We start from the raw sequence: 22,113 nt of genomic DNA on the forward strand, positions 1-22,113 counted from the left end.
AAATGACTTTCATATATTCACAGTGAGAAGGGTTGTCTCATAGTATATAGAGATTGCTTTATATAGATTCTAGAGGTATGTTAATATATGGAAGATGTTTATGCAAAGATTGATAGACTTAAATCAGAACAGAAAGAAATTATGCGTGATATTCGTAATATAGAAACTCGTACAACCATTAATGAAAAAGACATTTCAACAATTAATAAACAATTAGAAAAAATTAGCACAAATACAACTTGGATCTTAAGAATTGTGATTAGTGCAATAGTGATGGCAGTTCTAGGATTAATATTAAAAGGCGGTATTTAGACGGTTTGTTTAAATGCACTTATGAAAGAGGGACAAGAGTCTCTCTTTTTATTTTGAAATGGGGTGGTCAAAGTGGAAGGGTTACAAGAAGTAAGAAACGATGTTCAAGAAATCAAGCAAGAGATCAAGGGCATTCGTTTAGAGATTAAAGGGTTAGAAATACGAACAACAGGTAACGAGAAGGATATTGATAATATCAACAAACAACTAGATAAAATCAGCGCCAATACTACCTGGATCTTGCGACTTATAGTTGGTGGAATTGTTGGTGGTATTCTCACTTTCTTAATGAAAGGAGGTGGTATGTAATGTTTGAAATTACTCTAATGATTGGAATTGTAGTTGGTCTTTCACAGATTGGAAAAACAATTGGATTACAAACAAAATATGTTCCATTACTAAATGTAACGCTTGGCATTGTGCTAGGCGTTTTATTTTTGGGCGGAGATATCAAAACAAATGTATTTCAAGGAATCATTATCGGACTGTCAGCAAGTGGATTATTTGACCACACAAAAATTATGAAAAAGGATGTTGATGCTAAATGAAAAAGACAATGAAACATATTACCTCGTTCCTTATGATTCTAGTACTTGCTTGTTCTTTTGCTACAAGTGCTTTTGCTGATAGAATGCTTATTATTCCTGATTTACCAAAACAACCATACCGTTATGGTGTAGGTGCTTATGAGGGCGTTGTAGCACATTCTACAGCAACTCCTGAAGCTCCAGCTATTAACATTCAAAAATATGAGTCTAGAACATGGAGAAATGCATTTGTTCACTATGCAGTCGATTGGGATGAAACGATCCAAATTGCTGATAAAAAATACATTGCTTATGGCGGGGGTCCTGTTGCTAATAAACGATTTGTACATGTAGAGTTATGCGAAACAGCGGACTATACAAAATTCAAACGCAGCTATGACAAATACGTTAAGTTACTAGCTAAAATCTTACATGACCGTGGGTTATCTGTAGAAAAAGGATTGTGGACACATAGCGATGTAACACATTACCTTGGCGGTACGGATCATGAAGATCCAATTGATTACTTAAAGTCTCATGGTGTTTCAGAAGCTCAATTTAGAGCAGATGTACAACGAGCATACAATAATTCTAGTGTGGATGTTTCTGTTCCTGAGAAACCATCTAAACCAGCGGAAGCACCAACAGCAGTAACAGATGGTATCGCTTATATTGAAGGTTACAACGTTAACTTACGTAAAGGACCAGGTACAAGCTTTTCTAAGATTCGTCAGTTAAACAAACCAGAATCTTATATTGTGTGGGCGGAAAAGGATGGTTGGTTAAATCTCGGTGGAGATCAGTGGATTAAGAATGATTCATCTTATGTGAAATTTAGTAAGAAGAGTAAAGTGGATGCTTCTATTGTTGGAAAGCGTGTTGTTTCAAAAGTTAACAATCTACGTTTCTATGATGCTCCATCTTGGCAGGATAAAGATGTTGCTGGTTTCGTAGATGCAGGTGAGGGATTTACAATTGATGGGAAGTTAAATGTGAACGGTTCACTACAATTTAAGGTGCACAATAGTATAGGGAAAACATATTATATTACGATAAATGAAGTTTATGTATATGTAAGATAACTGTCATACTACAGTATAGTACATTCATAGGAGGTAGTTAAGTGTTTGATAAAAATGAAATACAAAAAACGAAAGGGATATTTCAAACTAATGCATTAACCCCAAATTTAATTGGCCCTACACTCCCGCCAATCCCACCATTTACTTTACCAACCGGTCCCACGGGTCCAACAGGAGGGACAGGCTCAACAGGAGGAACGGGTCCAACGGGAGGAACGGGTCCAACAGGGATAACAGGTCCAACGGGAGGAACGGGTCCAACAGGGATAACCGGTCCAACAGGAGGAACAGGCCCAACAGGAGGAACGGGTCCAACAGGGATAACAGGTCCAACGGGAGGGACGGGTCCAACAGGGATAACAGGCCCAACAGGAGGAACAGGCCCAACAGGGATAACCGGTCCAACGGGAGGGACTGAAGGTTGTCTGTGTGATTGCTGCGTTTTACCTATGCAAAGCGTCTTACAACAACTTATTGGAGAAACTGTGATTCTCGGCACTATTGCAGACACACCAAACACGCCCCCACTTTTCTTTCTATTTACTATCACTTCCGTAAATGATTTTTTAGTTACAGTTACAGATGGTACCACAACCTTCGTGGTTAATATTTCTGATGTAACAGGGGTAGGTTTTTTACCACCAGGACCACCTATCACATTACTTCCACCTGTCGATGTAGGATGTGAGTGTGAATGCCGTGAACGACCAATTAGACAATTATTGGATGCGTTTATTGGATCTACAGTAAGTCTTTTAGCAAGTAATGGTTCTATTGCAGCAGATTTTAGTGTGGAACAAACTGGACTTGGTATAGTGTTAGGTACATTACCTATAAATCCAACTACAACCGTTAGGTTTGCTATTTCAACTTGTAAAATTACAGCTGTAAATATAACTCCTGCTACGATATAATAGATTTCTTTCAGAAGTATCTATTTAATTTCATTAATAATGATTACGTCATACAAATATACTTTGAAAAATGAATAATAAATGCACTACCAAAAAGGCAAGCATATATCAATGCTTGCCTTTCCTTCCAACGACGATGTTCAACAAGATCGATTACACCTAAAACGACGTGAGCTAAACCAAAACCAAAACCAAATACTGTATTTGCAATCATTTTATTAGTTCCACGAGTTTGTTTAAGAGCATAACCTGCTGCTGTCACTGCTGTACCTAGAGCTGTTGGAATTAATCCTTCACGAATGTCCACAGTGATGCCTCCTTGTTTCGTAGTTAGTAAATTTGTTTTAATGCTTTGAAGTAAAGTATTAAAACAAGTATTAGTATTTTTCTTTTTAATAAAATTATGTAGAATTTCCATGTTATATAATTAGACAAATTTAACATTAAACATACAGTATATACGAAGGAGTATGTGTATTATTTAAACAAAAAAGTGCTAACAAGTTTGCAAACGAACTTGCTAACACCTATACAAAATAGACATAAATTATCGCTGATATGTCTTCCTCAATAATAGCCATAATCAATTAGAACACACTAGTACGAAACGCTCATAAAACCATTCTTAATATCAAGAATATAATCATCCAGATATTCCTTTACTTTTAAGACGGAAACGAGGCATGATATTGATTTCTACCTCAGAGTTTGCGTCAAATAATAAAAAAATACGGTTTGTAAAACTAAAAATACAACAAGCTACAACCGGTATGAAATGGATTAAAATATTTAGAAATTTAAAAGATGATTTTCAAATAGGGAGAGAGGTGGATTTAGACCATATTCTCCAATATCCGAAAGATTATATTGTAGGGGAAAATAAAAGGGTGTTATTTCCATACAATGAGAGAATTTATAAAGTTCAAGGTACTAAAATAGAACCGGGTATAAAAGTAAAGGAAAGAGAGTATTTATTTAAAGAATTTCAGCGTAAATTCTCTTATTTCACAATACTTCCAGAATGTAAAAAGATAGCAACAAATAACAAAAATGAATTATTTCCTTTATTTGCACCAAAAGGATTAGAGACATTAACATTAGAAGTTTGGTCTGAAAATATAGTGCTGGAAATAGAACAAGCATTACTTGAGAGTCAAATTGTTTTGACTAAAGTTGGTGAAAATTCTTATGTATTGAATACAGATTTTCCAGTGTTATTAAAGATTGTGAGATACAATATTGAAAAGGTGTTACAAAATCCATATAAAATGCAATATTGCCAAAAATATAAAACAAATCTTGTAGATGATGTTACGAAAGCTGTCTATGCTACCGCGGGCGAGCGCAGTGATGCGACATTAGCATTAATCGCATTGAAAAATTGTGATGGACGAGAAAAAATTGATCCAAAACAAATCATTAGAGAGGGATTTGCACGAGCAAACCGTATTTCAACATTTATTAATTTATTTATAGGCCAAAGTGTATCGCGTAAAACAATTGTAAATAGTGTTTTTAGTTTATTAGAGCAAAAAGGATTTTTGAAGCGTAGTTGGAATAAGATAAATTTACCTTGTATATATGTTAATTTATCAATTGAACGAATATCGAAATTTGATTTCTTACCTATTCTTTCAAAAATAAAAGGAAAAGAAATTTTATATAAATTATATGGGAATACAGAATGGCAAACGATTGATTACGTATTATTAAATATAAATAAACATAATGCATTTTTACCACAACCATCAAAGAGAAATGATATGGGAGCTCTTTTTAAACAATATGTTTCCGAAACATTAATGGAAATTGTAAAATATGCAAAAGAACAAAATGAACAAGTTTACTTCATTGTAGATGCAAATTTGAGAAGGTATTGGATAAAAAAGTTACAAAATAAAGAAATTAATACAGATATTTTACCTGATATTGTTCCAGAGGTGTTAAAGGTTCCAAATTTAAATATTATTAGAATAAATACAGGTTTTGATGTACCAAGTTACGGTGTAATAGAATGTGATGATGCTCTAGATAGCATTGGCTTATATGCAGATCAAAAAGGGATGTATTATAGCACTGGTGAATATTCACTTAATTGTAGTGGGATTTTTCAGCGATATATACTTGAAATTCTACCATTAGGTGTAAAACCTGTAGAAAGGGATTATATCGCTAAAATGATACATTACATGTGCTGTAATTCTAGTATGCTTTCGAAAAAGAATGTACACATGACATATTCCATGCATATGGAAAAGGTAATAAAGAGTTATATTACTGACATAGATGCAAGAGAGTTTAAAGAATTTGATGATGAATTGGATGTAGATGTAATAAAAGTAGAAAAGAAAGATTCAATTATTCTACTTTAAATACTAGTAAACAAATCCTGCTCGTTATATCGATCAGGATTTGTCATTTTTTCATGTAAATAAGGATATCCTTTGTCAAGTATCTTTTCGTTTACATATTTACTTTATGTGCAGACAGGATTAATATGTTTTTTAGAAATACAAAAACTATTTCATATGGAAAAACGATTTTTATTAATTGAAAAAATTTGAAAGGAATGGGGAATTGTGAAGAAATTAGATGTGCTCTTAATGCTACTGAGCGGCCTCTTTCCAATTGCAGGACTTACAAAGCAAATCCCTCTAGAACAATCTATATATATTGGAGGACTTTTATTTTTTACTAGTTTCGGTAGTTATTTTGCTAAAAAGATGTATTCACGTATATGCAGTTGGATAGCGTATGCGCCATTTATAACATTACTGTTAGTTATTTGGCATCAAGATATTTCAACAAGCTCAATCATAGCAAATGCGAAAATTGCTGCATGTGTCGCGTTAATTCCATGTTTATTCCGTTTTCGTACATATGGACTTACTTTGGGCTTATTCTCATTATGGGCCGCTTTACTATGGGATATAAAAGAAGTACAGTCGTTAGTCATACTTGAACGCATAACGAGTTTAATGACAAGCCATTATGTATATATATTACTATTAATTGGAGGACTTGTAATAGGAGGATTACTTGCGATGTTCATTCACCGCAAAGAGAAAGATAATAATAAAGAAAATATAAATCTACTTGGACCAAAAAAGAAACGCAAAAGATTATCATTTAAGATTCGTCTTCCAAGATTACCGAAATTAAGGATGAAACTATTTAAGTTTGGTGGGAAAGAATCTAAAAGTAAAATGCCAGAAAAAATCCATGAATATAAGTACGAAGAACCAGTTGCAACATATGAAATGACAGAGAAAATAGATCCATACAAAGAAAATGCAGTTCAAGGTCAAACAAGGATGGAACGCCGAAGAAATAGGTATAATGCATAATGAAGTTTAATAACCCCGTAATGACTTATCTTAATATTGATAAATCATTACGGTTTTTTTATGTAATGAAATGAAGGTTGCTATTGCGGAGGGGAATAGCATATTTTATAGATAGGAACTAAAATAAGGGGAGGATAAAATGCTTATCATTACATATATATCTGCTTGCATATTATTCTTAGTTAGCTTTTTACATGTATATTGGGCTTTCGGAGGTAATTGGGGGACAAATAGTGTTATTCCAACTAAATCAGGGGAAAAGGCGTTTACACCTCGCGCCGGAATGACATTGTTCATTGCATTATTATTAAGTATGGCAGCAATAATTTTGTTGCAACAAGCAAATATTGTTCATTTTGCAGTTCCTAATGTTATTATTCAAGTCGGTTCCTGGATTTGTATGATTGTCTATTCTATTAGAGTGATTGGTGAGTTTAACTATTTTGGTATCTTTAAACGACAAAAAGATACGCACTTTGCAAGAATGGATACCGGTTTATATATTCCACTTTGTGCATTTTTATCTTTATCTTTCTTATTAGCAATAATTTTGTGAGTGAATAATAGTAGTTTCTTTTCTCAACATATATGTAAACGTGAGAAATCTAAGAGTAAATAAAAAGGATGTAAGCGCCTTCTTGTCGAAATGTAAATTATTATGAAAGGCGGTGACACTATGAAGTATGTAAAAGTTAGTATGAATGGTGGAAGTGAACATAAATTCTCAATGACTTTAGATCGGTTTAAAGAACTTATTACTACAGAGAATGGGATATTAGAAAATAAATTAGTATGTATTGAAAATGTAATGATTAATCCTACTAATATATCTTCTGTAGTTGAAAAAATTGGTGTACCGGCTAAGTTTATGGAAGCTTAAAATGTTAGATAAAAAACATCCATTAGGGATGTTTTTTAATTTATAAATATGATAATCGTACAGTAAATATTTGAGTAGATTTTATAGCAATGACTATGCATATATTAAGTACCTGAACATGGTTCTTAATACATGCACGAAATAATAAGTACAAGCATATATTATATAGTAGGACAAGATCTTCGTGTCCTACTTAATACTCAGAAAAAACCTCTAATCACATAAGAGCATCCAATTGCAGGGTGCTCTTATTTTTTATGAAAATCTACTACGAGTCTTATTTTATAGTAGGATGCAATAATAAAGGGCTATTTTGAAATAGTGTTCTTTAGCCTTTAATGTTAAATTTATCTTTAACGTTAATAAATATTAAAAATAATATGATAGCAGAAATTAAGTTAGATAAGTAGAAATTTTGATGAAACAGTAGTTCGAAGATGACATAGAAAGTAACGAATAAGGCAATAGCAGGTAGTATGCAAATAAATATAAATCTCCAATTTTTTAAGTAATGTTTATAATTAGTAAGTACTTTCTCCATAAATATAGCTCCTATATTTTTGTTTTTATATAATTATACATTTAGATACAAAGATTTTCAAAGTAAAATATTTAGCAATTCAAAAATATAAGGAGAGCTTTTGTTGAAAATCCAGATTGCTGTAGCAATCTGGATTTGACTTTAAAGAACTATACTAAAATGATACACTATAATCTACGTTATTTTTGAAATGAATAGAGGGATTTGTGTGATAGATAAAATTAAAAATGCTGTAGAGGATATGTACGAAGATGAGGCTAAAGATTTACTTCAAAGTATTCTCATACAGTTAAACTTATTAGAAGAAAACTATAGTGAAGATACAATTAAAAATTTGATGGATATTCCGAAACAATTAACGAGTAATCCTACTTATAAAAGGAATGTAAAAGAAAGTACGCACGTACATATTGCTTTTGATGATTCAACGGCTGGTTGCTTAAAATATATGTTAAGTCAAGAAGAATTATTTGAAGAGAGTGTTGTTGCTTTTTCGGAATTCTTTTCAATTGGACCGATATATAGGTTGCATACGAATGAGGGGCAACTAGTAAGACAGAAGTGGTTAATAAATAACTTAACTGCTTATGATAGTTATTTTGAAGAAGAATATTTATCAAGATTTATAGCAACTATAGAAGAACTACATACTATTCCTGTTGAAACGCCTATTACAATTTGGAAGGCTGATAATGCACATGAACATGTAGGCCTAAGTTTTGTAATGGCACAATTAAAGGATAAGAAAAACATTCGAGTTATTAATACGTCTGAAGCAAGTAGAGAAATATTAAAACAAGAGTATGATATTCGTGGAACGGGAGAATTACCACCTGAAAGTTTAGCTCTATTCCAAAAAAGTTTTATAAAGCTACCTTATTTAACTGAAGAGAAGCGTATGAAGTTTGAAAATGAGTGGGATAGATTATCGGAAAGCATAGAATGTTTAAGAGTTTGGAAAGAAAATGAAGTGCATTCTGTACAGGAAGATTATTTTGATCAATTTATAATTGAATGCGCGAAAAGTGTGGGTGCTGATCGAGAGTTCCTTAAAGCTCCTAGAGTAATTGGTGAAGCACTTGGTCTTGTTGAACAGTTAGTTGGAGATACTTTCTTAGAATATCGCTTGAAACAATTAATTAAACAAGAAGTATTTGAATTTGAAGGTTCGTTAGATGAAATGCGTTTTTATAGTGTGAAGTTAAGGAAATAATAAACACATTCTATTTTTGAAAGGCTCGTATTTTTAATAATACGAGCTTTTTAAGTTGAATTTGGGCTATACATAAGCTTCCCAGAGAGGGCATATCACATATGAATGGTAAAGGTAATGAATGAAAAGAAGGTGATTTGTTAATATGTATAACCAACAAAATTATCCATATGATCAAGCGATGTATTATAATCCACATGACTACGGGTATGAACCTACAAATGAAGTGAGAGATATTGAACAAGAAGATTACAGACCAGATGATGCAGAAGATGCTCCAACGTCACCACCTCCGTCACAAGCGCCGTCGTTACCGTCTACATTTGCTTCTCCAGCACAACCAGGTAATATGAAATCATGGATGTGTAACTGTCTAGGAAGATGGGGCTATTTACGCTTACATCGTCCTGGTCCTTTCGGAAGAGATTTATGGTTCTTCCCGACTGAAGTGAGAAGAAATGGAGTGTCAGGTTACACGTGGCAAGGTGGTCGTCGTCGTAAAGTAAGTTATCGCTATCAACAAATTAGTAATTTTATGTGCTTCGCATAAAGAGAAGTGGGAGAGTGAAACGATTTTACTCTCTCACTTTTTTATTTTTCAATATACGAAGTAAGATTTTGATTAAAAATTTACAATTTTCACGTTTTTATTAGAGTATAATGCATATGTTGGGTTGATTTTCAAAAACAAATGAGAGTGAGGGAATACAATGTCAATGAAAAACAAAGTTGGGTTAAGCATAGAGGATGGCATTAATTTAGCTTCAGCTCAGTTTAAAGAAGATGCGTATGAAATTTATAAAGAATCGCGAAAAAAACAACCTATATTATTTGTAAACCAAGTTGAAATCGGTAAAGAATGGCTCATTACTAGATATGAAGATGCTCTGCCACTTTTAAAAGATAATCGTTTAAAAAAAGATTGGACAAATGTGTTTTCTCAAGATATAAAGAACATGTATCTTTCCGTTGATAATAGTGACCACTTAACAACACATATGCTAAATTCAGATCCACCTAACCACAGTCGTTTACGATCTTTAGTTCAAAAAGCTTTTACACCGAAGATGATTGCACAATTAGACAAAAGAATTGAGAGAATAGCAGATGATTTGATAAGTGATATAGAGCGAAAAGGTACATTAAATCTTGTGGATGATTATTCATTTCCATTACCGATTATTGTAATAAGTGAGATGCTCGGTATTCCAAAAGAAGATCAAGCGAAATTTAGAATTTGGTCTCATGCTGTTATTGCATCACCAGAAACACCTGAAGAAATAAAAGAGACCGAAAAACAACTATCTGAGTTTATTACATATCTTCAATATTTAGTTGATATTAAACGAAAAGAGCCAAAAGAAGACTTAGTGAGTGCTTTAATACTTGCAGAGAGTGAAGGGCATAAACTTAGCGCTCGGGAACTATATTCAATGATAATGCTATTAATTGTAGCAGGACACGAGACGACAGTGAATTTAATTACAAATACGGTATTAGCACTTCTTGAAAATCCAAATCAATTACAGTTATTAAAAGATAATCCAAAACTAATTGATTCGGCTATTGAGGAAGGATTGCGTTATTATTCTCCAGTTGAGGTTACAACTGCAAGATGGGCAGCGGAACCTTTTCAAATTCACGACCGAACAATCGAAAAAGGAGATATGGTTGTCATTGCCTTAGCTTCTGCAAACCGTGATGAAACTGTATTTGAAAACCCAGAAGTATTCGATATTACTCGGGAAAATAATCGTCATATTGCCTTTGGTCATGGTAGCCATTTCTGTTTAGGCGCTCCACTTGCGAGGTTAGAAGCAAAGATTGCTATTACTACTTTGTTTAATCGAATGCCTGAACTACAAATAAAAGGGAGTCGTGAAGAAATTAAATGGCAAGGTAACTATTTAATGCGTTCTTTAGAGGAATTGCCTTTAACTTTCTAGAATAGTTAAAAGGAGACATGCATACATCGAAAATGATTTACATAGAGTATGTATGTGTTATTTAAATTCGAAACGGAAGGGTGAAAACATCCCAATGATCAACTAATTCTATTTGTAAGAGATCTTCGTTAAAAAACGAAATATTCTTCTGAATAGGGTTAGTCTGTACATTTATAGAAAAGGGATGTATTTCGCTCTGCGAATATATAGTCTTTTTATATGATTTGTGCTGCCTCCTGTTCAGAACATGAAATAGGAGGCTTTTTTATGTCGACAAATGTAGTAACGAAACAAAACAATGGGGTATCACAAGTATTAAAAAATCGGTTTGTTCAAGGGATTTTAGCATCAGCATTATTTTTACAAATAGGAATATGGGTTCGAAACTTTGCGGTATTACTATATGTAATGGAAATGACAAAAGGTGATGCTTTTGCTATTTCGATGATTTCAGTTGCTGAATTCGCTCCAATTTTTATTTTTTCATTTATTGGCGGTACTTTTGCTGATAGGTGGAAGCCAAAGAAGACAATGATATGGTGTGAAACGTTAAGTTCCATTTCAGTATTCGCTGTATTAATTACGCTTATGTTTGGAACGTGGAAAATTGTGTTTTTTGTGACACTCATCTCTGCAATCCTTTCACAGTTTTCACAACCATCTGGAATGAAATTGTTTAAACAACATTTATCAACGGAACAAATTCAATTAGCAATGTCTATATATCAAACGATATTTGCAATATTTATGGTATTAGGACCAATACTAGGGACATTTATCTTTCATAGTTTTGGAATTTATATTTCAATCATCATAACAGGTATCTCGTTTTTACTTGCGGCAGTTGTATTGTTATTCCTTCCGAAAGATCTTGAAAACGACGTAGAAAAGAAAGGTATCACTCTGTTGCAGGAGATGAAGGATGGTATTAAGTATGTCAAAAAGAAAAAAGCATTAACTTTGCTAGGGCTTTGTTTTATGGCTGCAGGACTAGGTATAGGATTAATTCAGCCATTAGGTATATTTATTGTGACTGAGCAGTTAGGATTATCAAAAGAGAGTTTACAGTGGCTACTAACAGTAAATGGTGCGGGAATGATTGTTGGCGGAGCATTAGCAATGGTATTTGCGAAAAACGTTGCTCCGCAAAAGATGTTAATTATCGGTATGCTTGGTCAAGCAATTGGTATTGGCATTATAGGATATTCTACAAATTTATGGGTGACACTTACAGCGCAGCTTTTTAGTGGTTTAGCTCTTCCTTGTATCCAAATTGGTATTAATACGCTTATTATTCAAAATAGCGATACCGATTTTATAGGTCGTGTAAATGGTATTTTAAGTCCGCTTTTTACCGGTTCAATGGTAGTAACGATGAGTATAGCTGGCTCATTAAAAGAGATGTTTTCATTAAGTATGATGTATGAAGGGACGGCTTTACTTTTTATAATTGGATTATTGTTTATTTTACCTATATACAATTTAAAGCCAGTAATAGCGGTAGAAAGTGAAATAAGTGGTAAAGGAAGTGCTATACAAAATGAATCCTAATCCAAATGTTAAATACCCTATTGAAGGCAATCAAAACGTTCAATTTATAAAAAATATAATAACAAAACCTAATATACTTGTTGGTGACTATTCTTATTATGATGCGAAAGATGGAGAAACATTTGAAGATCGAGTATTACATCATTATGAATTTCTTGGAGATCGCCTTACTATTGGAAAGTTTTGTTGTATTGCATCTGGAGTTAACTTTATTATGAACGGAGCCAATCATCGGATGGATGGATTTTCGGCATATCCATTTAATATATTTGGAAATGGGTGGGAGAAGTATACACCTAGTTTGTCTGATTTACCTTATAAAGGTGATACAGTTATAGGAAATGACGTTTGGATTGGTATGGATACAACAATTATGCCCGGAATAAAAATAGGGGATGGTGCAATCATTGCAGCTAAATCTGTTGTGACTAGAGACGTCGCACCATATACAATTGTTGGTGGAAACCCTGCAAATAAAATAAAAGAGAGATTTTCAAATGAAATAATTCAAGAATTATTGCAAATTCAATGGTGGCATTTTGATATTGAAAAAATATCTGGAAATATTGATGCTATTGTACGCGGAGATATTGAACCATTAAGAAAGCTAAAAAGGGAATGAAAAATGGATGACAAATAGTATCATACCTCCGAATTTTGTTAATGATAATAGAACAAGGAGGTGTGATACTATGGCACAAGACGTTTTATGTGAAGTAAACAACTGTAAATTTTGGGCGAACGGTAATAAATGTAGTGCAGAGGCAATTTACGTAGTAAGTCATAAAGGTAAACATGCATCTACAACGGAAGAAACAGATTGCAAAACATTTGATCCAGAAGTGTAAATTCTTTAAGGGTAGCCAAATCGTGGTTGCCCTTTTATTAATGATAGTATTGATAATAAATATCATTTTCATTCATTAATTTTAGCTTTTTTTGTTATTTTTTCATATTTTCTTCATAAGTGATGTAATCCAACTCAATTCATGTTCAATTCGTGATTTACTAAATTCAATGACTTCAGTAATAAAGGCTGAGGTAACCTCTAGAGACTGAATAGCGGTAAGTTGACTATGTAGTACGTTTTGACGTACAGTCAAAATCTCTTTTCTAGCTTCATATTCAAGTTTTTCAAATAGCGCGATACGAACAAGAAATTCTGCATTATTTGTCGCAAGTTTTTCGGGAAACTCTCGTAACATTTCAGAAAAAATTTCTTCTCCTGTTTCTGTTATATCGTACATATTTCGGTTTGGTTTTCCAACTTGTTTATGTATTTTTTTCGTTATAGCACCCATATTTTCAAAGCGCCGAAGGGCAGGGTAAAGCATGTTGTGATTTAATTCAAAATTCTCACCTAAACGATTTTGAACATTTTTTTTGATTTCATATCCATGTTTTGGTCCGGTCGTTAATTCTGCTAGTAGTAAAATATCAACGTACATAAAAATCCCCCTTATATATTTCTCAAGTTCTCTAATGAAAAATCCCCTTTAGTATATGTTAAAATAACATATGATAGTTTATACAACTTTGAACTGCCGACCTATCACTTTTATTGTAAAAGAAAAGGGAGGAAAGAACTATGGCTTCACCTGAAAATGTTATTTTAGTTCATGAAATTTCAAAGCTGAAAACAAAAGAAGAATTATGGAATCCATATGAATGGTATCGTTTGATGAGGGATAATCACCCAGTTCATTATGATGAAGAGCAGGATGTATGGAATGTTTTTTTATATGATGATGTAAATCGTGTTTTATCAGATTATCGCTTATTTTCAAGTAGAAGGGAGCGCAGACAATTCTCAATCCCTCCTTTAGAAACTAGAATAAATATAAACTCTACAGATCCACCAGAACATCGCAATGTACGTTCCATTGTTTCTAAGGCATTTACTCCAAGAAGTTTAGAACAGTGGAAACCTCGAATACAGGCTATCGCAGATGAACTTGTACAACATATCGAAAAATGTAGTGAAGTTAATATCGTTGAACAGTTTGCTGCACCTTTACCTGTTACCGTTATTTCTGATTTATTAGGAGTCCCAACAACAGATCGTAAAAAAATTAAAGAATGGTCTGATATTTTATTTATGCCGTATAGTAAAGAAAAGTTTAATGATCTGGATGCTGAGAAAGGGATAGCATTAAATGAATTCAAAGCATACCTTCTACCGATTGTTCAGGAAAAGAGATATCATTTAACCGATGATATCATTTCTGATTTAATTCAAGCTGAATATGAAGGCGAAAGATTAACCGATGAAGAAATTGTAACCTTTTCATTAGGTTTACTAGCAGCTGGGAATGAAACCACTACAAATTTAATTATTAATAGCTTTTATTGCTTTTTAGTAGATTCACCTGGAATTTATGAAGAGTTAAGAAAAGAACCTAACTTAATTTCAAAAGCGATTGAGGAAGTATTACGCTATCGCTTTCCTGTTACATTAGCCCGGAGGATTACAGAGGATACAAATATATTTGGTTCTTTAATGAAAAAGGATCAGATGATTGTTGCGTGGGTTAGTGCAGCGAATTTAGACGAGAAAAAATTTTCACAAGCCTCTCAATTTAATGTACATCGAACAGGAAATGAAAAGCATTTAACCTTTGGGAAAGGTCCTCACTTTTGCTTAGGAGCATCACTTGCACGTTTAGAGGCTGAGATTGCATTAACTACCTTTATAAATGCTTTTGAAAAAATAGAGCTATCTCCATCTTTCTGTTTAGAAAAATGTATATTGGAAAATGAACAAACATTAAAATACTTACCTATTCGATTGAAAGCTAAATAAAAATCTTAACAAGGTGCATACATTTGCATCTTGTTTTTTGTTTCTCAATTGTGAGTTTTCGGTAATCACCTTAATATGGAATTGTATAAAACGTAGAGGAGGATTCTTATGTTGACTTGTAATGGAAGTAAATCATTTCAAAAGTTTATTAAAGGTGTTACAGATCTTATGGAAAACGGTTTATTTGAAGAAGAAATAGTGTGTGGCATTGAAAAGTTACTAGAAGAACTTTTAGAAAAGAAAACATGGCTTCCGTTAGATAAACAGAAGGCCAATTTGACTCAATATGCACGACATTTATTGTATGAAGATCCGCTCAAACGTTTTGAAGTACTAGCTCTCGTATGGAAAGATGGACAATCTACACCTTTACATGATCATGACGGCACATGGGGAGTAGAAGGCGTTTTTTCAGGAAGGATTATGGTGCAGAACTTTATACAAACGAAACAACTTGGAAATTCACTTGTTTATTTAACACATACAGGAAATCTTTATTTGGGAGAAGGAGAAACAGATAAAGTAATTCCACCAGCGGATTGTCATATTCTTGAAATTAGCAAAAATGAAAGCGTTATTACGATTCATGTCTATGGAAAACGGTTAGAAAAGTTTAAAGTATATATCCCAACTGAAGAAAAAAATGTGTACATGTGTGAGACAAAATACATTAGTTATAATTCATAGTTTAAAATCCAAAGCTTTTTTAAAAAGAAAAGCTTTGGATTTTATTTTTAATTATTTCTTGACCTGAAACGCTTTTCATAAATTATAAATAAGAAGTACCTCACGAGGATTGTATGAAAACGATACCTAATAATTAATTAGAACTCGTGTATTTATAGAAAGTGGTGAAGAAATAATGAAATTAATCGCAATTGATTTAGATGGAACTCTTCTTTCGGGGAATAAAATGATAAGTAAAGAAAATGCAGAAGCAATTCGAACATGTCAAGAAGCTGGCCATGTTGTAGCAATTTGTACAGGACGTTCAATTGTTGACATTGAGCGATTATTGTTAGAAGTTGATTTAGAGTGTCCAATCATTGCGGAAAATGGTGCTCTTATATATAAAGATAAAAAAATGATGAAGAGATATCCAATTCAAAATATGCAGGCACTTGAAATTGTAGAATATCTTGAAGAGAATGGTTTATATTATCAGCTCTATACTGATAAAGGTGTGTATGTACCGGATTATGGAGTAGAGAGTGTACGTAATGAAATTGAGCATGTGAAGAATTCAAAAGAAAATTTCGACTTGAAAGAGTTAGAAACAATCGCAGCATTATATCTTGAGCATACAGCGTTTCATAGTGCGGAAAGTTGTAAACCAATTGTAGAAACAGATATACATGTGCATAAACTATTACCATTTTCTTATGAAATTGAGAAATTAAAAAAACTCAAAGAAACATTTCTTCATAATACAGATTTAGCAATTACATCTTCATATTGGCACAATTTAGAGATTAATCATCGAGATGCTCAAAAAGGGAATGGATTATATACTTTAGCAGAACATCTTAATATTCCGGTTGAACACACTGTAGCGATAGGTGATGGGCTAAACGATGTTTCTATGATGGAAAAAGCGAACATATCAATTGCAATGGGGAATGCAGTAGAAGAAATAAAAGCAATGTGTAAATACGAAACGTTATCAAATGAAGAACATGGTGTGGCACATGCTTTATATAAATATGTAATGTAATTAAAAAAGAAAAAAGAATCCAAATGGATTCTTTTTTCTTTTTTATTAGGGGTAAGGTATTCTATGAGATTCATAGAAGCCTTATTACATTTTATTATATAGAATATATTGGAATAAATGTTTATATTTTTCATAAAAATTGTGAATATTTTATGAACTTTATACTTATAGCATGTTTATACCGCTATTAGTAACGTGTATGACTCTCAAGTGAAAATTCAGTGAATGTAAGGAGGAATTCAAGTTACTAGACAATAAGTGAGGAATCAACGAAATATATACTAATTAAAGGTATATTCAGTATATATATTCTTTTCTTATTTTAATTGAAAAATAAAATTTGTTCGAATAATTATTCTACAGCTATATACCTACACTAGCTTTCTTCGTATAATGGAGAAGTATGAATTTTAGATTTGTATTAATTTTACATATTGAGGTGAAAAAGGAATGAATTCGCGGCTAATGGAACTTATTGATGTGAGTACAATAGAAACCATGGCAGAACAATTTTATAAATTAACTAATATATCACATCAACTTCTTGATGCTGAAAAAGAATGTGTTTTTTCATTCGGAATGAATGAGATAAAAAAGAGTAAACTTCCAAAGATTGAAATCCCCATTTTCTTATACAATCAACATTTAGGATCTTTTGTTGTATGGTCCAAAAAAAGTGAAATTTTCAGTTGTCAAAAATACTTTGAAATGCTCTCAAGTTTAATTTTAGATGGCGCAATAAAAGTATTTCAAAGTAAAAGTACAACGTTGCTTTCTCGGAAAGAGGAGGAACTACATACGATTTTACAAAACATGCCTGTTATGGTCGATGCGCTTGATTATAATGGAGATTTTGTTTTGTGGAATCGAGAATGTGAAATTGTAACAGGTTATACCGCTGAAGAAATAATTGGAAATCCAAATGCACTGCAATTATTGTATCCTGATTATAATTATCGCCATCAAATACAAAAGAAATTTTTAACTTGTGGAAAAAATTTCAGAGATTGGGAAATGCACTTAACATGTAAAAATGGTGAAATCAAAACAATAATGTGGTCGAATATATCAGAACAGTTTCCTGTAACAGGATATAGTTATTGGGCTGTTGGTGTAGATATTACACATTTAAAAGCGATAGAAGAGCAGTTAAAACAACAAACATCTGAACTGGAATTAATTTTTAAAGCTTTACCAGATTTATGTTTCTTAACAGAAGATGATGGCACAATTATAGATTACAAGGCAGGATCTCCTACAAAGTTTTACGTACCCGCAGAAGCTTTTATGGGAAAAAAGTTTTACGAAGTATTACCATCTTCAGTAGCACAGCAGTTTCAGGAAGCCATTAATCAAGTGAAGGAAAAAGGAACGAATGTAATTGTAGAATATCCACTCACACTTAATGGAAGTATTGATTTCTTTGAGGCTAGGTGCTTACCATTATTACATGATAAAATTATGATTATTGTACGCGACATTACAGAGCGAAAAAAGACAGAAGAATTGCTAAATAAATCAGATACGCTTGCAGCAATTGGTCAATTAGCAGCTGGCGTGGCTCATGAAGTAAGAAATCCTTTAACTGTAATTAAAGGTTTTATACAGTTATTTCAAATTAATAAAGAAGATCAAGAAAAATATTTTGATCTTATGCTCTCTGAAATTGAAAGGATAGAAGCGATCCTGCAAGAATTTCTGGCAATTGCTAAAACAGATGAGATAAATACAGAAAAGAAAAATATTTATCAAATTTTTAAAAATGTCGTATCGTTAATGAATACAAAAGCAATTATGACAAATATTCAAGTTGAACTATTTACGGATGACAAAGATATAATTATTGAATGCTCAGAAAATCAATTGAAACAAGTATTTATTAATATTTTGCAAAATTCAATCGAAGCTATGCCAAATGGTGGGGAAATTTCAATTCACATAAAAGAAATAAATGATGATGGTGTCATCATTCATGTAATAGATGAAGGAATAGGAATACCTGAAGAAAGAATTAAGAGATTAGGTGAACCTTTTTATAGTACGAAAGAAAAAGGGACTGGTATTGGATTAATGTTAAGTTATAAAATTATTGAAAGTCATCAAGGGACAATTAGTATCATGAGCGAGGTTGGTGTCGGGACAACAGTAACTATTTACTTACCGAAAGTACTAAGTAAACAATCTCTTTCTAATTGTGACGACAAATGTATAGCAATACGCACTAGTAGTAATTCTTAAATCAATTAATACCCAATAACAAAGCGATTAGTGAAAACTAAGCTTTTTGTTATTGGGTATTTTTTATATTTAATTTAGTAAACTTTACCTTTTCTTTACCTTTGTTTTAATTTCTATTAAGTTTTAAACATTATATTAATATTTGCACAAAGCAATGTATAGAAATTGTACATTACTTTTAATATAGAAATGTGATTATTATTTGAAATATTGTAAGGAGGAGATTATGACAAGGTGAAAAAGCAAGAGAAGAAAAGTGGTAGAGTAGTACCTCTCCGGTTAAATATTTTATTCCTTTGTGTATTTTTATTATTCTCTGGCATTATTATTCAGTTAGGGAAAGTGCAAATTTTTGATGGAGAAACATATAAAAATGAATTAGAGAAGAGAGAAAATGCAACCGTGGGCCTTTCTGTACCACGTGGGAAAATATTTGATCGTGAAGGAAATCCAGTAGTTGATAATAAGTCTTTACGTACGATTACATATACAAAGGTGAAAGGTGTAAAACAAGAAGAAATATTAAAATCAGCAAGACAACTTGCAGATATTATTGAAATGCCACAAGAAGATATAGATAAGTTAACTGAGACTGATAAGAAAGACTTTTGGATGCAATTGAATCCAGAACTGGCTCAAGACTTAGTATCAAAAAAAGAAATAGATAAGTTCCGAGATAAGGATATTACTGGAAAAGAGCTAGACAAAAAAATAGAAGATTTAAAAAGGAAACGCGTTACAGATAAAAATCTTCAAGAACTAACGGCTAAAGATATAGAAGTGTTAGCTATTAAAAGTAAAATGACCTCAGGTTTTCAAATGGCACCTCAAATTATTAAAAAGGACGTTAGTGAACAGGAATATGCGGTGATTAGTGAAAATTTAGCGAACCTTCCAGGAGTAGACGCATCAGTTGATTGGGAGAGAATCTATGTAAATGATGGATTATTCCGTTCTGTCCTTGGTAACGTTTCAAATGCTGATGAAGGATTGCCACGTGAACGATTAGATTATTATTTAGTGCGTGATTATAGCCGAAATGATAGGGTCGGCAAAAGTTATATCGAACAGCAATACGAAGATGTACTTCATGGTACAAAAAAAGAAGTAAGAAGCATTGCTGATAAACAAGGAAATACTATTAGAACGGAAACGGTTTCGGAAGGAAAAAGCGGTAAAAATTTAACTTTAACAATAGATATGGAATTGCAAAAAAAAGTAGAGGAGAGCATAGAAAAAATATTAAAACAATATAAAGGATCAGAATCAATGTTAGACCGTGCTTTCGTAGTGATGATGAATCCTAAAAATGGCCAAGTATTATCAATGGCTGGGAAAAGGCTTGTAGAAAAAGACGGGAAAATGGAAGTAGAAGATTATGCTTTAGGCACGCTGACAAGTTCATATGAGCTTGGATCAACGGTTAAAGGTGCGACAGTGTTAACAGGGTTTGAAACAAATGCAATAACTCCTGGAACACATTTTTATGATGCACCTATGAAGTTTAAAGGAACTAAGGAAAAGAAGTCTTGGAAAAATTTTGGTGATATAGACGATCTAAGAGCGTTACAAGTTTCTTCAAACGTTTATATGTTTAATATAGCATTAAAAATTGCTGGCGTGGATTATGTAAAAAATAGTTCACTAGATATTAAACAAGAATATTTTGATAAAATGAGGTATTATTTCAGGCAATTTGGACTAGGTGTACAAACTGGTATTGATTTACCAAATGAAACTGCAGGGCAAATTGGAAAAAAAGATAATCAGCCTGGTTTCTTATTAGATTATTCTATTGGGCAATATGATACGTATACACCACTTCAGCTTGCACAATATATTTCGACTATCGCAAATGGAGGATATCGAATGAAACCACAAATTGTTCAAGAGATTAGAGAACAAACCGTTCAAAAAGATGAGGTTGGTAAAGTAGTACAATCAATAGAACCCGTTGTTTTAAATAGAATCGATATGAAACAAGAATATATTAATCAAGTAAAAGAAGGATTTAGAAAAGTATTTCAAGAAGGAGATGGAACAGGAGTAAGAGCGTTCCAAAAAGCACCATATAAACCAGCTGGTAAAACAGGGACCGCACAAACTGTATATGGTGGAGAAAATGCAATTGGGCGAAATGCGAAAGGCGATCGTAGAGAATGTTATAACTTAACATTAGCTGGATATGCGCCATATGATGATCCAGAAGTAGCATTTTCTGTTGTAGTACCGTGGGTTGAAAATGATAAATCGGGCATTAACTCCGATATTGGAAAAGAAGTTTTAGATGCTTATTTTGATTTGAAAAATAAGCGGTTAACTGGTGAAGCGCCAAAAATAGATGCCTCTAAAGAGAATTAAAATGTACGAAACGTCTCTAGCATTCCTGTGAACTAGAGGCGTTTTTATCTGGGAATAGATTAGAAATGAGGTATATATGAAGCTGTTTATTCTAAAATATTGGAGGAACATATGTAGCTACATATTAATTATAATAGGGGTTATTTTTATTAATAAGTCCTTTTTATTTTGTATGGTAGAAGGAATTTCGATGCAACCTACTTTGAATGAAAAAGATTATATACTTGTTAATAAGGTAAACGTCTGTTTATCGTCTTTTCATCATGGAGATGTTGTCATTATAAAAAAAGAAGACGAGCCTACTTACTATGTGAAACGAATTATTGGATTATCGGGGGATAATATACAACTAAAAAAGGATGAGGTATTTATTAACGGTAAAAAGCGTGATGAGTCGTATATACATTTAGATATGTCACAAGTATCCAATCGTTTTTCAAATTTTAGAGAAATAAAAGTTCCTACGCATAAATTATTTGTGTTAGGTGATAATCGTAATCATAGTAAAGATAGTAGGAATACACTTGGACTTATTGATGAGTCAAATATAATAGGTAAAGTAGAAATGGTATTTTATCCATTTGATCATATAAAATGGATAAAATAATTCTATTAACTATTCACGTTTTATAAAATCAATCATATATTAATAGCATAGGACAAGCAGAAAAGCTTGTTCTAACC

Annotated in this window: 24 protein-coding genes; 21 read left to right on the forward strand and 3 right to left on the reverse strand. The window is 32.5% G+C overall.

From position 1 onward, the window contains the following. The first annotated feature begins 87 nt into the window (after positions 1–87). The 5 genes from D1166_RS12170 to D1166_RS12190 all read left to right on the forward strand — a co-directional run bounded on the left by D1166_RS12170 (position 88) and on the right by D1166_RS12190 (position 2,835). Positions 88–312, forward strand: a complete 225-nt coding sequence (locus tag D1166_RS12170; protein WP_000390459.1) for a hemolysin XhlA family protein — start codon at positions 88–90, stop codon at positions 310–312. Positions 313–384: 72 nt separating this feature from the next. Further along, a complete protein-coding gene (locus D1166_RS12175; protein WP_098318649.1) occupies positions 385–621 on the forward strand; it encodes a hemolysin XhlA family protein in 237 nt (78 codons plus the stop codon). Then, on the forward strand, positions 621–860 hold the full coding sequence (locus D1166_RS12180) for a holin (RefSeq protein WP_098318650.1): 240 nt from the start codon (positions 621–623) through the stop codon (positions 858–860). The genes D1166_RS12175 and D1166_RS12180 overlap by 1 nt, the downstream gene beginning before the upstream one ends. Next, complete coding sequence (locus tag D1166_RS12185; protein ID WP_118043322.1) at positions 857–1,921, forward strand: N-acetylmuramoyl-L-alanine amidase; 1,065 nt, start codon at positions 857–859, stop codon at positions 1,919–1,921. Before D1166_RS12180 ends, D1166_RS12185 begins: the two co-directional genes overlap by 4 nt. Positions 1,922–1,962: 41 nt before the next feature. After that, positions 1,963–2,835, forward strand: a complete 873-nt coding sequence (locus tag D1166_RS12190) for an exosporium leader peptide-containing protein (RefSeq protein ID WP_179951332.1) — start codon at positions 1,963–1,965, stop codon at positions 2,833–2,835. A 43-nt stretch (positions 2,836–2,878) separates the two neighbouring features. Here the strand turns inward: D1166_RS12190 and D1166_RS12195 are convergent, their stop codons facing one another. Beyond that, positions 2,879–3,142 (reverse strand): hypothetical protein, encoded by a 264-nt coding sequence (locus D1166_RS12195; RefSeq protein WP_218924748.1) that lies wholly within the window; start codon positions 3,140–3,142, stop codon positions 2,879–2,881. A 382-nt stretch (positions 3,143–3,524) separates the two neighbouring features. On the opposite strand from D1166_RS12195, the gene D1166_RS12200 reads away from it, so the two are divergent. The 4 genes from D1166_RS12200 to D1166_RS12215 all read left to right on the forward strand — a co-directional run bounded on the left by D1166_RS12200 (position 3,525) and on the right by D1166_RS12215 (position 7,062). Next, a complete protein-coding gene (locus D1166_RS12200; RefSeq protein ID WP_118043323.1) occupies positions 3,525–5,207 on the forward strand; it encodes an RNaseH domain-containing protein in 1,683 nt (560 codons plus the stop codon). Between the two features lie 207 nt (positions 5,208–5,414). Further along, positions 5,415–6,182: a DUF3959 family protein gene (locus D1166_RS12205; RefSeq protein ID WP_044797693.1), complete on the forward strand. Its 768-nt coding sequence runs from the start codon at positions 5,415–5,417 to the stop codon at positions 6,180–6,182. Positions 6,183–6,321: 139 nt separating this feature from the next. Continuing rightward, positions 6,322–6,738 (forward strand): DUF3995 domain-containing protein, encoded by a 417-nt coding sequence (locus tag D1166_RS12210; protein WP_098318652.1) that lies wholly within the window; start codon positions 6,322–6,324, stop codon positions 6,736–6,738. Between the two features lie 120 nt (positions 6,739–6,858). After that, the gene (locus D1166_RS12215; protein WP_000878372.1) at positions 6,859–7,062 is read left to right on the forward strand and encodes a hypothetical protein; all 204 of its coding nucleotides are present in this window, start codon (positions 6,859–6,861) and stop codon (positions 7,060–7,062) included. Positions 7,063–7,390: 328 nt separating this feature from the next. Here the strand turns inward: D1166_RS12215 and D1166_RS12220 are convergent, their stop codons facing one another. Further along, positions 7,391–7,603 (reverse strand): hypothetical protein, encoded by a 213-nt coding sequence (locus D1166_RS12220; protein WP_000416828.1) that lies wholly within the window; start codon positions 7,601–7,603, stop codon positions 7,391–7,393. A gap of 208 nt (positions 7,604–7,811) precedes the next feature. Here D1166_RS12220 and D1166_RS12225 point away from each other — a divergent pair, with 208 nt between their 5' ends. From D1166_RS12225 to D1166_RS12255, 6 genes are all read left to right on the forward strand, one after another. Further along, positions 7,812–8,816 (forward strand): DUF1835 domain-containing protein, encoded by a 1,005-nt coding sequence (locus D1166_RS12225; protein WP_098207602.1) that lies wholly within the window; start codon positions 7,812–7,814, stop codon positions 8,814–8,816. A 145-nt stretch (positions 8,817–8,961) separates the two neighbouring features. Further along, complete coding sequence (locus D1166_RS12230; RefSeq protein WP_000282680.1) at positions 8,962–9,366, forward strand: hypothetical protein; 405 nt, start codon at positions 8,962–8,964, stop codon at positions 9,364–9,366. A gap of 160 nt (positions 9,367–9,526) precedes the next feature. Then, positions 9,527–10,762 carry a cytochrome P450 family protein gene (locus D1166_RS12235; protein WP_098318653.1) on the forward strand — a complete coding sequence of 412 codons (1,236 nt, stop codon included), beginning with the start codon at positions 9,527–9,529 and terminating at the stop codon, positions 10,760–10,762. A gap of 267 nt (positions 10,763–11,029) precedes the next feature. Continuing rightward, positions 11,030–12,313, forward strand: a complete 1,284-nt coding sequence (locus tag D1166_RS12245) for an MFS transporter (protein ID WP_048567665.1) — start codon at positions 11,030–11,032, stop codon at positions 12,311–12,313. Further along, complete coding sequence (locus tag D1166_RS12250; protein ID WP_098318654.1) at positions 12,303–12,935, forward strand: Vat family streptogramin A O-acetyltransferase; 633 nt, start codon at positions 12,303–12,305, stop codon at positions 12,933–12,935. Before D1166_RS12245 ends, D1166_RS12250 begins: the two co-directional genes overlap by 11 nt. A 70-nt stretch (positions 12,936–13,005) precedes the next feature. Then, complete coding sequence (locus D1166_RS12255; RefSeq protein ID WP_000046095.1) at positions 13,006–13,161, forward strand: DUF1540 domain-containing protein; 156 nt, start codon at positions 13,006–13,008, stop codon at positions 13,159–13,161. 102 nt (positions 13,162–13,263) lie between these two features. On the opposite strand, the gene D1166_RS12260 is transcribed toward D1166_RS12255, so the two are convergent. Then, positions 13,264–13,761, reverse strand: coding sequence for a PadR family transcriptional regulator (locus tag D1166_RS12260; RefSeq protein ID WP_000289122.1), 498 nt, complete (start codon positions 13,759–13,761; stop codon positions 13,264–13,266). A gap of 140 nt (positions 13,762–13,901) precedes the next feature. Here D1166_RS12260 and D1166_RS12265 point away from each other — a divergent pair, with 140 nt between their 5' ends. From D1166_RS12265 to lepB, 6 genes are all read left to right on the forward strand, one after another. Beyond that, entirely contained in the window at positions 13,902–15,116 is a 1,215-nt protein-coding gene (locus tag D1166_RS12265; RefSeq protein ID WP_098318655.1) for a cytochrome P450, read from the forward strand. Between the two features lie 108 nt (positions 15,117–15,224). Then, a complete protein-coding gene (locus tag D1166_RS12270) occupies positions 15,225–15,803 on the forward strand; it encodes a cysteine dioxygenase family protein (RefSeq protein ID WP_000954437.1) in 579 nt (192 codons plus the stop codon). 175 nt (positions 15,804–15,978) lie between these two features. Further along, positions 15,979–16,830 (forward strand): Cof-type HAD-IIB family hydrolase, encoded by an 852-nt coding sequence (locus D1166_RS12275; protein ID WP_098318656.1) that lies wholly within the window; start codon positions 15,979–15,981, stop codon positions 16,828–16,830. A 450-nt stretch (positions 16,831–17,280) separates the two neighbouring features. Next, complete coding sequence (locus D1166_RS12280; RefSeq protein ID WP_016110062.1) at positions 17,281–19,068, forward strand: PAS domain-containing sensor histidine kinase; 1,788 nt, start codon at positions 17,281–17,283, stop codon at positions 19,066–19,068. A gap of 234 nt (positions 19,069–19,302) precedes the next feature. Then, entirely contained in the window at positions 19,303–21,429 is a 2,127-nt protein-coding gene (locus tag D1166_RS12285) for a peptidoglycan D,D-transpeptidase FtsI family protein (protein WP_098318657.1), read from the forward strand. A 76-nt stretch (positions 21,430–21,505) separates the two neighbouring features. Next, positions 21,506–22,036, forward strand: a complete 531-nt coding sequence (gene lepB, locus D1166_RS12290) for a signal peptidase I (protein WP_000765192.1) — start codon at positions 21,506–21,508, stop codon at positions 22,034–22,036. The last annotated feature ends 77 nt before the right edge of the window (positions 22,037–22,113 follow it).

Source organism: Bacillus sp. ISO11 (genome assembly GCF_003458115.1).
Lineage (GTDB): Bacteria > Bacillota > Bacilli > Bacillales > Bacillaceae_G > Bacillus_A > Bacillus_A cereus.